Source organism: Bacteroides zhangwenhongii, from assembly GCF_009193325.2.
Classification (GTDB): domain Bacteria; phylum Bacteroidota; class Bacteroidia; order Bacteroidales; family Bacteroidaceae; genus Bacteroides; species Bacteroides zhangwenhongii.
This window is the reverse complement of sequence record NZ_CP059856.1, coordinates 293,384-305,889: the sequence shown is the minus strand read 5'-3', so window position 1 is coordinate 305,889 and position 12,506 is coordinate 293,384. Positions and strand designations below refer to the sequence as shown.

12 protein-coding genes are annotated in these 12,506 nt (G+C 43.6%); 5 read left to right on the top strand and 7 right to left on the bottom strand.

The features are described 5' to 3' along the window. Window position 1 precedes the first annotated feature (1 nt). Genes mreC through rodA form a run of 4 tightly spaced genes read left to right on the top strand, consistent with a single transcriptional unit; the run spans window position 2 to window position 4,645 of the window. Window positions 2-847: a rod shape-determining protein MreC gene (gene mreC / locus GD630_RS01365; RefSeq protein ID WP_143867563.1), complete on the top strand. Its 846-nt coding sequence runs from the start codon at window positions 2-4 to the stop codon at window positions 845-847. After that, on the top strand, window positions 844-1,341 hold the full coding sequence (mreD, locus tag GD630_RS01360; RefSeq protein WP_007755858.1) for a rod shape-determining protein MreD: 498 nt from the start codon (window positions 844-846) through the stop codon (window positions 1,339-1,341). The genes mreC and mreD overlap by 4 nt, the downstream gene beginning before the upstream one ends. A 3-nt stretch (window positions 1,342-1,344) precedes the next feature. Beyond that, window positions 1,345-3,207, top strand: a complete 1,863-nt coding sequence (mrdA, locus tag GD630_RS01355) for a penicillin-binding protein 2 (protein WP_143867561.1) — start codon at window positions 1,345-1,347, stop codon at window positions 3,205-3,207. Continuing rightward, a complete protein-coding gene (gene rodA, locus GD630_RS01350; protein ID WP_007764064.1) occupies window positions 3,188-4,645 on the top strand; it encodes a rod shape-determining protein RodA in 1,458 nt (485 codons plus the stop codon). The genes mrdA and rodA overlap by 20 nt, the downstream gene beginning before the upstream one ends. A 307-nt stretch (window positions 4,646-4,952) precedes the next feature. Here the strand turns inward: rodA and GD630_RS01345 are convergent, their stop codons facing one another. The 7 genes from GD630_RS01345 to GD630_RS01315 form a co-directional block, all read right to left on the bottom strand. Further along, complete coding sequence (locus GD630_RS01345; RefSeq protein WP_143867560.1) at window positions 4,953-5,849, bottom strand: Abi family protein; 897 nt, start codon at window positions 5,847-5,849, stop codon at window positions 4,953-4,955. 243 nt (window positions 5,850-6,092) lie between these two features. Further along, complete coding sequence (gene gldH / locus GD630_RS01340; RefSeq protein WP_007755869.1) at window positions 6,093-6,563, bottom strand: gliding motility lipoprotein GldH; 471 nt, start codon at window positions 6,561-6,563, stop codon at window positions 6,093-6,095. Then, window positions 6,541-7,911, bottom strand: a complete 1,371-nt coding sequence (locus GD630_RS01335; RefSeq protein WP_007755872.1) for a PSP1 domain-containing protein — start codon at window positions 7,909-7,911, stop codon at window positions 6,541-6,543. The genes gldH and GD630_RS01335 overlap by 23 nt, the downstream gene beginning before the upstream one ends. 16 nt (window positions 7,912-7,927) lie before the next feature. Further along, window positions 7,928-9,055 carry a DNA polymerase III subunit gene (locus tag GD630_RS01330; RefSeq protein WP_143867558.1) on the bottom strand — a complete coding sequence of 376 codons (1,128 nt, stop codon included), beginning with the start codon at window positions 9,053-9,055 and terminating at the stop codon, window positions 7,928-7,930. A 1-nt stretch (window position 9,056) separates the two neighbouring features. Continuing rightward, window positions 9,057-10,010: a methylenetetrahydrofolate reductase [NAD(P)H] gene (gene metF / locus GD630_RS01325; protein WP_007764101.1), complete on the bottom strand. Its 954-nt coding sequence runs from the start codon at window positions 10,008-10,010 to the stop codon at window positions 9,057-9,059. Between the two features lie 187 nt (window positions 10,011-10,197). Further along, window positions 10,198-10,710 carry a ferritin-like domain-containing protein gene (locus GD630_RS01320; protein WP_007764121.1) on the bottom strand — a complete coding sequence of 171 codons (513 nt, stop codon included), beginning with the start codon at window positions 10,708-10,710 and terminating at the stop codon, window positions 10,198-10,200. A gap of 366 nt (window positions 10,711-11,076) precedes the next feature. Continuing rightward, window positions 11,077-11,253, bottom strand: a complete 177-nt coding sequence (locus tag GD630_RS01315; protein WP_182505681.1) for a hypothetical protein — start codon at window positions 11,251-11,253, stop codon at window positions 11,077-11,079. A gap of 797 nt (window positions 11,254-12,050) precedes the next feature. On the opposite strand from GD630_RS01315, the gene GD630_RS01310 reads away from it, so the two are divergent. Further along, entirely contained in the window at window positions 12,051-12,392 is a 342-nt protein-coding gene (locus tag GD630_RS01310) for a hypothetical protein (RefSeq protein WP_152276079.1), read from the top strand. The last annotated feature ends 114 nt before the right edge of the window (window positions 12,393-12,506 follow it).

The following is a 12,506-nucleotide window of genomic DNA, read 5'->3' as shown; positions in this document are numbered from 1 at the left end:
GATGCGGAATTTAATAAACTTCCTTCTGAAATACAATTACTGGTTCCTCTTTATCTTATTAGAGGTAGCCAGTTTTGTTTTGTTATTTCGGTTCAACCGTTATCAGCAGAGTGCTTTTTTCACTTCTGCCAATACGGTTGTGGGGGCGGTTTATGATGTATCGGGAGGCATTTCCTCTTACTTTCATTTGAAATCGGTCAATGAGGATTTACTGGACCGGAATATGTTGCTCGAACAGCAGATCTCCAATCTGGAGAAAGCGTTGAAAGAACGCCAGGTGGACTCTATTACCATTAACAGTGTCCGGCAGATGCCTCAAAGTGACTATCAGCTGTTCAAGGCTCATGTGATAAAAAACAGTCTGACACTGCCCGATAACTATATCACGCTCGACAAAGGTTCTTCCTCCGGCATTCGCTCTGAGATGGGAGTGATAGACGGTAACGGAATTGTAGGTATCGTGTATGAAACTTCTCCATCTTATTCGGTGGTGATTTCTGTACTGAACAGCAAGTCCAATATAAGTTGCAAGATTATAGGCAGTGATTATTTCGGCTATCTGAAATGGGAACATGGAGATTCGCGTTACGCTTATCTGAAAGACCTGCCCCGTCATGCGGAATTCAATTTGGGCGATACCGTAGTGACCAGCGGATTCTCGACCGTATTCCCGGAAGGCATTATGGTAGGTACGGTGGATGATATGTCCGACTCTAATGACGGGTTGTCCTACCTGCTGAAAATCAAGCTGGCTACCGATTTCGGAAAGCTCGGCGATGTCCGTGTGATAGCCCGGAATGGGCAGGAAGAGCAGAAGAAACTTGAAAATAAGGTAACGAAAGAATGATTATCACCTATATACATAGAATCGGATGGTTTATCGGCTTGGTGCTTCTTCAAGTGCTTATCCTGAATAATGTCCATATAGCAGGTTATGCTACTCCTTTTCTTTATATTTATTTTATCCTAAAGTTTGACTCCGGCACTTCGCGGAATGAGTTGATGTTGTGGGCTTTCTTTTTCGGACTGACTATCGACGTATTTGCTGATACTCCGGGAATGAATGCGGCTGCGACGGTGCTGCTTGCTTTTCTCCGTCCTTCTTTACTGCGACTGTTCACACCTCGCGATAATCTGGATAGCTTCATCCCGTCTTTCAAGACGATAGGGATTACTCCTTTTCTTAAATATACGACTGCAAGTGTTTTTGTACATAGCCTGGCGTTACTCTCCATTGAGTTCTTCTCGTTTTCCAGCATTTGGCTGTTGCTGCTGCGGGTGTTACTTTGCACCATTCTGACTGTAACCTGTATTGTAGCTGTTGAAGGCATAAGGAAGTAAAAAATGGCAAAAGATTATAGATTAGAGAAACGTAAATTTGTTATCGGAGGCATTGCTCTGTCTATTGTTTTGATTTATCTGGTACGGCTTTTCGCATTGCAGATCACAACAGATGACTATAAGAAGAATGCTGACAGTAATGCTTTTCTGAATAAAATCCAATATCCTTCGCGTGGAGCGATTTACGACCGGACCGGGAAACTGTTGGTATTCAATCAGCCTGCATACGACATTTCGATTGTTCCGAAGGAAGTCGAGAATCTCGATACGCTCGACTTGTGCCAGTCGTTGAATATCACCCGTGCCCAATTCTTGAAGATTATGAGCGATATGAAAGACCGTCGCCGTAATCCGGGATATTCCCGTTACACGAATCAAGTGTTTATGTCGCAGTTGTCGGCGGAGGAATGCGGTGTCTTTCAGGAAAAGCTATTTAAGTTTCGTGGCTTTTATATCCAACGTCGTACGATCCGCCAATATTCTTACAATGCGGCTGCCCATGCGTTGGGCGACATCGGAGAGGTATCTGCCAAAGAGATGGAAGCGGATGAAGACGGATACTACATTCGTGGAGATTATGTCGGAAAGTTAGGCGTAGAGAAATCGTATGAGAAGTACCTGCGTGGAGAAAAAGGTATTGAAATTCTGCTTCGTGATGCGCATGGCCGTATCCAGGGGCACTATATGGATGGGGCCTACGATCGTCCCTCTGTTCCCGGCAAGAACCTGACATTGAGTCTGGATATTGATTTGCAGATTTTAGGCGAACGCTTGTTGAAGAACAAGATCGGAAGTATTGTAGCTATCGAGCCGGAGACCGGTGAGATCCTTTGCCTGGTATCTTCCCCGAATTATGATCCGCATTTGATGATCGGTCGTCAGCGTGGTAAGAATCATCTGATGTTGCAACGCGACAAGATGAAACCATTGTTGAACCGTGCTTTGATGGGAGTCTACCCTCCGGGCTCTACTTTCAAGACAGCACAAGGGCTGACTTTCTTACAAGAAGGTATTATAACAGAGCAAAGTCCGACTTTTCCCTGTTCGCGCGGATTCCATTACGGCAGGCTGACGGTAGGTTGCCATAGCCATGGAGCACCGCTTCCGCTGATACCCGCCATTGCTACATCGTGCAACTCTTATTTCTGTTGGGGGCTGTTCCGTATGTTCGGTGACCGTAAGTATGGTTCGCCGCAAAATGCTATTACCGTATGGAAAGATCACATGGTTTCGCAAGGGTTCGGTTACAAACTGGGAGTCGACCTGCCGGGAGAAAAACGGGGGTTGATTCCGAATGCACAGTTCTATGACAAGGCTTATCGCGGGCATTGGAACGGATTGACGGTGATCAGTATTTCTATCGGTCAGGGAGAAATCTTGTCTACCCCTCTTCAGATAGCCAATCTAGGAGCGACGATTGCCAATAGAGGATATTTTGTCACGCCTCATATCGTGAAAGAAATTCAAGATAACCGGATAGACAGTCTTTATCGCACTCCTCGTTATACCACAATTGAAAAAAGACATTATGAATCGGTAGTGGAAGGTATGCGTGCCGCCGCTACCGGAGGAACTTGCCGTATGCTGTCAATGATGGTCCCGGAATTGGAAGCCTGCGGAAAGACAGGTACGGCACAGAATCGCGGACATGACCATTCGGTGTTTATGGGCTTTGCGCCAATGAACAAGCCGAAAATAGCCATTGCCGTCTATGTGGAAAATGGAGGATGGGGAGCCACATACGGAGTGCCGGTCGGTGCTTTGATGATGGAACAATATATGAAAGGCAAGTTGTCGCCGGAAAATGAGATAAGAGCGGAAGAAATTAGTAACAGAGTGATATTGTATGGTAACGAGGAGCGATAGTTTATGGAAATCTTTGGACTGGGTGACGATTTGTATTTACCTGCTCCTGATTATTGGCGGATGGTTCAGCGTGTGCGGAGCCAGCTATGACTATGGCGAGCGTGATTTTCTCGACTTCTCGACTCGTGCCGGTAAGCAGTTCGTTTGGATTATCTGTTCTTTCGGGCTAGGATTTGTGTTGCTGATGTTGGAAGACCGGATGTACGATATGTTCGCGTACATTATATATATAGGGATGATTCTTCTGTTGATTGTCACGATTTTTATTGCTCCGGATACAAAAGGTTCCCGTTCCTGGTTGGTGATGGGGCCGGTCAGCCTGCAACCCGCCGAGTTCGCTAAGTTTGCTACAGCTTTGGCATTGGCCAAATATATGAATGCCTACTCATTCAGTATCAAGAAAGAAAAGTGTGCTTTAGCTTTGGGATTGATTATTCTTCTGCCGATGTTATTGATTATCGGGCAGAGGGAAACAGGGTCCGCATTGGTATATCTCGCCTTTTTCTTGGTGCTTTATCGGGAAGGAATGCCGGGAGTAGTACTTTTTGCAGGTGTCTGTGCGGTAATCTACTTTGTGGTCGGTATTCGTTTTGACGAGGTCTTTATTGCAGATACCCCTACGCCGTTGGGAGAGTTTATTGTATTGTTACTGATTTTATTGTTTGCCGGTGGCATGGTGTGGGTATATCGTAAGAAATGGGCGGCTGCCCGCAATATTATCGGTGGAAGTCTGGGGATATTGTTGATTGCCTATTTGATCTCGGAATATTGGGTACACTTTAGTCTGGTCTGGGTGCAGTGGGGACTGTGTGCTGTTGCAATAGGCTATTTGATTTATTTAGCATTAAGTGAGCGTCAGCGTGCTTACTTTCTAATCGCTTTATTTACCATCGGCTCTATCGGATTTTTATATTCCAGCAATTATGTATTCGATAGCGTATTGGAGCCCCATCAACAAGTCCGCATCAAAGTGGTATTGGGTTTGGAAGAAGATTTGACCGGTGCGGGATACAACGTCAACCAATCCAAGATTGCCATCGGTTCCGGTGGATTGACAGGGAAAGGTTTCCTGAATGGTACGCAGACCAAACTGAAATATGTTCCCGAACAGGATACTGATTTCATCTTCTGTACGGTGGGAGAGGAGCAAGGTTTTGTCGGTTCGGCAGCCGTCTTGATAGCTTTCCTGATCTTGATTTTCCGCTTGATTTTCTTGTCGGAGCGTCAACCCTCCACCTTCGGTCGGGTCTATGGCTATTCAGTCCTCAGCATTTTCCTGTTTCACCTATTTATTAATATAGGCATGGTGCTGGGACTTACTCCGGTCATCGGTATCCCATTACCTTTCTTTAGCTACGGAGGTTCTTCTTTATGGGGCTTTACGATACTGTTGTTCATTTTCCTACGTATTGATGCGGGACGGAGTAGAAGACTCTAACAAATTGTTTATCTTTCGAATAACGTTTACGGCGAAGGTGGGGTGAAGAAACAGGCGAATAGTCGTCCCTTCTATATGAATCTGGGATATTAATTATTGCATTGTTTTGGGTAGTCAAAAAAAAGAGCATTTCTTGTACTGACAAAATGGTCGTAATATGCGACCGAATTTTCATAACCATCCTAAGAGTGAGCTATTATGATAATAGATAGAAACGAATATGTTGAACAGTTACTCACAAAATGTTGGAACGGAAGGTAATGACTGCTGGAGACAATAGTGAGAATACCTTTAATCAGCCTTTAAGCTATTTCCAAAGCGGTTCGTTATACCATGACTTAGAGAATCCCATTGCAGCAACATCAACAATAGAGTATTCAGACAGGAGCACCTTTAACTTCTGCTTGAAGTTATTGTTGGGATGAATCGCATCTATCAGGTAGGCCACACAGCACAATTGAGCATATAGCTTTTCCTGTGATATAGCTTTGTCTTGAATCCAAGGATTTTGTAGTTTCTTGGGCAGTTGTGGCTTCCAAGGATATTTCCTGTTCCATATACGGGCATGGTGTGCTATGCAGTTACGCAATACGGACAGGCTTTTTATCCAACTTTCAAGATACAGGTGCTGTGGCAAACCAAGCTCTCTTGCAATCTGCTTTTTAAGGTTGTTGTCTGATAAATTGCAGTATAGCTTTGAGAGTGTTCCGAAAGATGACACTTCCAAGGTTTTCCACGCAGGTGGATATGGTGGGGTATCGTACTTGGCGAAGTGTTCAATCAAAAAATCTTCTTTTGAGCGCTTCAATTCGTCTTCTATATTGGAGAGGCATTTAGAGAAGATTGTTGTGTTGGAGAATAATGATTCATTAGCAAACCAAAATGCACCATAGTTAGATGATACAACCTGAATAACTTTAGTACGCAATGCAATCTCGATGCTTTGTATGGCTGAAAAAATGATAGTGCGTAATTCTTTGTCAAAATTATACAAGACCACTACGTTCTCAAACTTACTCTTAGGCTTAAATACATGGTTCACCTTGTCGCTTTCCATAGGTTTCCAATAATTAGCCAAACGGAAATAACTGATGATTTTCAAGCATTCGACCGCCGCTTGCTCATCGTCAAACAGAAGTCCTTTGCTTTTCAACATAGCCATCTGGTCGGAAAGGCTTATGGATTGCTTAGTGTATGTTACCATAGGTATATAAAAAATAAGTTCCGCCCTGGTACGCATTGTAAAGAGGCGTGGCGGAAATTGTTAGTGCAAAGGTAATGCTTTTTCCTCAGAGTACCAAACATTCTTATGTTTTTCTATCAATCGCTTATCTCCTTATGTCGGATGCAAAAATAGCCAGCCGTTGTTGAATGTGCAAAGGTTAAGCGGTAATCGGTTGTAGATACCGTTATTCTTTTTGATAAATATTTAAGTTTTATTTTCTGCTTACCGTGATATTCGTATCCCCACATCATTTATCCCCTGCAATATGTCGTCTTTCATACCGGATACTACCTTAAAAGTGTAGTTTCCTGGATGTAGCGGGCGAACCGAGCGTATGAAAGTCTCCGACTGATAGACACTGCCCCAGCCTTTGCCGAACCATCTTCCTGTAGAGTCGGTTAGGTGAATAGCGATGGTATCGGTGCGCCACACAGTGGAATCCTGTAGATTCTGACTGATAAATAAATGAAGGTCCTGATAAGGATAATCCGTACGGTTACGAACTTCCGCAAATAGTCTCAAAGTCGGAGGGAGGCTGTCTGTGATAGGAACAAAAAAGGAGAGTGTATCACTCTTTCCCCACCCGTTGTCGGGAAGGGATTGATAAGAGTGATACACGGTATTCTCGTTGCATGCCGCCGTTAGGCAAGCAGTGAAAAGGCAAAATAAACTATTCCTGAACAGGCTTTTCATTATTGGTTTGCGGTTTCGGTTTCTCTTTATTCGGCTCTTTGACTGGTCTTTCTGGCTTTTCCGGCCTTTCTTGAGCTTGTGGTCTTTCTTGATTCATCCCTCTTTCCGGTCGTCTGTTTTCATTATTCCGTCCCTGATTCTGTCCTCTGTTCCGATTATTATTATTTCTCGGTCGGTTCTCTCTTTCTCCCCTGTTAGCGTTTTCAGCCGATTGAGGGCGGTTGTCGTTATTAGCTCCTTTTTTCTTCTTCTTATTATTCCGGTTCGCATTATTGCCACCCTCTTTATTGCGGTTACGGTCAAAGCGGGTAACGCTTTCCTGCTCCAGCAAATCAATCGGTTTCTTCAGTTCCGGCTTTCTTTCTTCTTCGAACAGACTGTCCGGTTTCATACCTTTTCTATTCATCGAAATCACTTCAAAAGCACGCTTCCCGCTGATGGTAACCAGATTTGCCGGGAAATTCTTGTCTGTGGAATAAGAGATCTGATTGCTTAAGATATCCGCTTTGAAGAAATAGAAAGTACCATCCTTCGTTTCCAGTTCTATCTCTTTGGACGGAAGACGTTTTTGAGCTTCCACGTAGCAATCTACTTCATAGTTCAGGCAACATTTCAGCTTGGCGCATTGTCCGGCAAGCTTTTGCGGATTCAGGGAAATATCCTGATAACGTGCGGCACTCGTAGATACGGAAACAAAGCTGGTCATCCACGTCGCACAGCAAAGCTCACGTCCGCAAGGCCCGATGCCTCCGATACGTCCCGCTTCCTGACGGGCGCCGATCTGTTTCATCTCGATACGTACGCGGAATGCTTCAGCCAATACCTTGATCAATTGGCGGAAGTCCACGCGCTCATCGGCAATGTAATAGAAGATAGCCTTATTGCCATCCCCCTGGTACTCTACATCTCCGATTTTCATGTTCAGATTGAGACTTAACGCAATCTGGCGTGCACGGATCATAGTGCCATGTTCCTTGCTTTTCGCCTCGTTGAACTTTTCCATATCCACCGGTTTGGCTTTCCGGTAGATGCGTTTGATTTCCGTGTCCGCCTTGAAGTTCGCTTTCTTCATTTGCAGGGGAACCAGTCTGCCGGTCAGCGTCACCACACCTATATCATGTCCCGGAGCAGCTTCAACAGCCACAACATCGCCCTTTTCAAGTTTGATTTTGTTACTGTTGCGATAATATCCCTTCCGGGTGTTCTTAAATTGTACCTCAACCATGTCACTCTCTTCCGCATTGCCCGGTATATCCGCCAGCCAATCGTAGGTGTTCAGTTGTTTATCTTGTCGGGAGCATCCTTTGCAGCAAAGACCGCCGCTCCCATTATGAAGTTTATATTCCATAGTGTTTATTTATTAATTATTGCTTCAACAGTACAATCATCTTCAGTGAGAAGTCGAAGAATACCATTTTAGCGTTTACATTCTGTTCAATATGTATTTGCGCTTCGCTTAGCTCGTCCATGATTCCCATTACGTTACGTTCGTTGACAAACGGGGCGAAGCGGGTTGCAAAGTTCTGTTCACTGATCGTCATATATGTAAGATCACGTTGGTGCAGGTTAAAGATGAAGTTTTCCCGAATCATGCGTTGGCAATATTCCAGAAAATTCTTTTGGCGTTCGCGTCCCATGCCTGCCACCTGTTCGCTCCACATCTTCATTTCCCTGATTTTCCGTTGATAGGACAACCGCATCAGGCTGACGAATAAATCGAAGAACAGTTGATTCTCTTCGTTCAGATGAATCGTTTCGAGTGCCTTGATAAAATTTCCATTTGCCAGATGGGCGATGGAAAGGCTGTCGGCAGGTTGAATGCTGTACTTCGTTTGTAGCACCCGGTCGATGCTTGCCTCGTCAATTTTCCGCACGTTCATGCGTTGCGTGCGGCTTTGGATGGTGGGCAGAATCATGTCCGGCATTTCCGATACCAGCAGGAAAATAGTTCTTTCGGGCGGCTCTTCAAGCAGTTTCAACAGTTTGTTGGCACACACCGGATGCAATTTTTCCGGTAGCCACACGATTGTAATCTTGAATCCTCCCTCACTGGATTTCAGACTGAGTTTTTTCAGAATTTCATCACTCTCGTTGGCGAATATCTGCGCTTGCTTATTCTCCGCTCCAATATTGTTCAACCAATGATTCAAGTTGAAGTAAGGGGAGGTGAGCAGTTGTTCTCTCCATTGCGGAAGAAAATCGGCACAGACCGATACTTTGGGACTTTTCGCCTTGTTCACGATCGGAAATACAAAATGCACATCCGGATGTACCAGCTTGTTAAACTTCACGCAGGACGGACATACACCGCAGGCATCCGTTTCACTTCGGTTGGAGCAACTGATATAGCGTGCGTATGCAATGGTCAATGGTATTTTTCCCACCCCTTCCGGACCGCAAATGAGCTGGGCGTGCGGGATGCGTCCTTCATTCACCTCCTGAATGAGCCGTTGCTTGACTTCTTCCTGTCCGATTACGTCTCTGAAAAACATATCAATAAATGATTTTGGCTACTTCCTTGATACTGTCCACCGCTCCGATAGAGTAGAAATGGATGCTTGGTACTCCGTGAGACATCAATTCCTTGCATTGGGCTACACACCATTCGATACCCACTTGTTCGGCTTCCGCATCCGTTTTGCATTTCAAAGCCTCTTTCACGAGTTCTTCCGGCAAATCCACCTTGAATGTCTTGGGAATCATGCTCAGTTGGGACAGTTTCTTGAACGGCTTGATTCCCGGAATGATTGGAACATTGATACCTGCCGCTTTGGCTTGTTCTACAAACTCAAAATATTTTTTGTTATCGTAGAATAATTGTGTTACGGCATATTCTGCGCCTGCTTCCACTTTTTTCTTTAGCCAATAAAGGTCGGATTCAATATTGGGAGCCTCTTCATGTTTCTCCGGGTAGCATGCCACACCATAAGAAAAGGGGCTGTTGGTCACTTTCATTTCCGAACCGTCCACAAAGATACCCTTATTGAAATTGTTGATTTGTTCCTGCAACTCGATTGCGTGATGATATCCGTCGCCTTCGGGGGTGAAAACAGATTCGTGTTTTGCCTTGTCCCCACGTAGCACTAACAAATCAGTGATGTTCAAAAATTGCAGGTCGAGCAGTACATATTCCGTCTCTTCGCGTGTGAAGCCACTGCATAGGATATGCGGAACGACTGTGATATTATATTTATTTTGGATGGCGGCAGCCACAGCAACAGTGCCCGGACGTCTTCTCAAGCGGTTTCGTTGGAATAGCCCGTTGCCGAGATCTTTGTAAACGTATTCGCTGCGATGGGTCGTGATATTAATATACTTCGGATCGAATTCCCGAAGTGTATCGACTGTCTGATATAGCTTTTCTATTCCGGTTCCTTTCAGTGGCGGCAGGATTTCGAAAGAAAAAGCCGTTTTTTTGTTGTTATGTATTAAATCAATTACTTTCATTCTTTTCCCTAATGTTCGTTATCTACTTGGATGAAACGTGCATATTGGGACAAAAATACGAAAAAAGAAAGATTTCTTCTTGATTTACGCTAAAATAGTTTTGTTTTTATCGTACTAATATGCATAAAAGAGGGATTACCCCGTGTAGGATACGCCCTCTCTTACCTAATCATTATTATTTTAGAATTTATTTATCAAGAAATGATTTCTTCATTCTGGCGATGTCAGTCAGATAATCTTGTAAATCTTGTTCATGTTCCTCCTCTTCGGCAAGAATATGTTTTGCGATGTCGCAGGTAGTGAAATCTTTCCCATTGGTAAAGTCGGCAATCTCCTGATAACGAAGGATTGCACAGCGTTCGGAAGCAACGTTGTCTTTTAGTAAACTAATGGAATCAAACTCTTGTGGAGCATCATATTTGCATCTCGCCAGTTCAAACCATTTCTTAGGATCGAGCACCGGAACACCTTCTAGTTCGATGATGCGGTTGGCAAGCAATTGTGCGTGTCGACGCTCTTCTTCAGCATGTTCTTCAAACTCGCTCTGCACATCGGCACGCATAGCTCCTTCTACTACTAATGCACCTACCCAATATTGGTAGTATGCCAACCATTCTTCAGCCAATGCTGCGTTCAACTGTGAAATCAAACTTTCCACATCTAATTTCCCTTGTAGGATTTTTACACTTTCTCTAGCCATAATTTAATGTTTAGGTTAATATGTTTAAGCTGACTATGTAACAGCCTGAACTTATTTTTGTTTTAGAGGTCTGCCGGTTTTAACAGAAAGAGTGTTTTTGTGGGAATTCTAATGTTCTACGCTAAACTAAATTTTTACTCAATGCACAAATTCTCGTTTAGCGTATCGCATTTATAACTGGCAATTGGTTCTCGCCAGTTATTTTTCAGAATATCCCTCGATAAATGTCCTTGTATTCTATTCTCTGTGAGTTTGAATAGATAAATCATCTGCCATCCTACACCAATCATACCTTATGTTGTTGAATACTAGTATATTAATGGTGTGTAGGATAGTGGTGTAGGATGGTTGCAGATGCGGTGTATCCTACACCTTTCCCTCGCTCATCCTTATGCCTTGCTTTACTATCCTTACACACTTTTCCTTGCCATCCTGCTTTTCGCCAAGTGTTTCCTGCGTATGAAACTTTAGTTTCACCCGCTTGAAACTTTTGTTTCCCCTGCCTGAAACTTTAGTTTCCCCTGCTTGAACCTTTAGTTTCATTTGCTTGAACTTCTAGTTTCCTGTGGTGAAACAACATTTTCTGTTACTTGAAACTGTCTGTTCTACCGCTCTCTTTCGGCTCTTGATACTTGCTTTTCAGTCATTACTACCTGTCTTCTCAGTCATTAATAGCCTATGTATTGAGTATTAACACCCTGTATGTAGGTTGTTAATATCCCATATGTGAGTTATTAATATCCTATATATTGGTTATTCCTATCCTGTATTTAGGATGTTAATATGCTGAATATCTATTGTTTATGTTTTTTAACCCATCATCTGTCATTCGGTGATAGGCGGGTGATAGGTGACAGGTGCGGTGATAGGTTGCGGATAACCTATCACCATGCCTTAAACCCCGATGAACAGGGGTGTTCATGATTGCCGGTGATAGGTGATAGAGGAAAGTGTGAAAAATATCTGTGTATAAGTTTTCCGGGCGGATTATTTTTTTCTCTGTATTACTTGTTTAATAGAAATTTATAGCTACTTTTGTCGTAGCATACTTTCGTGCGTTGAAAGGAGCTTTGTTTTGTTTTTTATCGAGAACGGTTATTTGTTGCATTCATATATGAAAATCCGCTAATTTTTTACCAGTGAATGGCAATGAGTGACAGGTCTCACGCAACATTGTATATATAACCTTGTTATATGTCCAATTGAGCGTGGAACTATCACTTATGTTCACTGGGGGTCTTAGCGGATACCTATATATGGCATAAGCAGATAGTTCCTGCGCTCTCTTTTTTAATGAACCCTCGCACCATCGGGAACTGATGCGTACAAAACAATACGTGATGAATGCAGATTTTAAAGTCGATATTGTCCGCCTGATGCAGCATCCCATAATGAAAAAGCCTCTCGGTGATCTGAGTGAATCCGAACTGTGCTGTGCCCACGACATCCTTCGTCGTCTGATAGATTTTTCCGATGATGAATCCTTCACTCTTGTTGATGTTCTCCAGATTTCCCGTTTGTACTATGCTTGGGGCGAACTTTCCTATATCATGGGTGAAAACCCAGAAAAGACAATCAGGCATTTCCGCTCCTCCCTGCGTTTTCTGCAGAAAAGCGGTATTGACCTTAGTCTGGCTAAATGGCTTGAGTTGGTAAGTTTGCGGATCTCTGAGGAACTGTAAGATGAAAATCCGATTTGTTTTTGCTTTATACGGATAAGATACCGGTAAGATGCTGGTAAGATACCGGTCTTGCGTAGAGGGGATGGCCTGTTCTGGAGAAATTATGTTTAGATA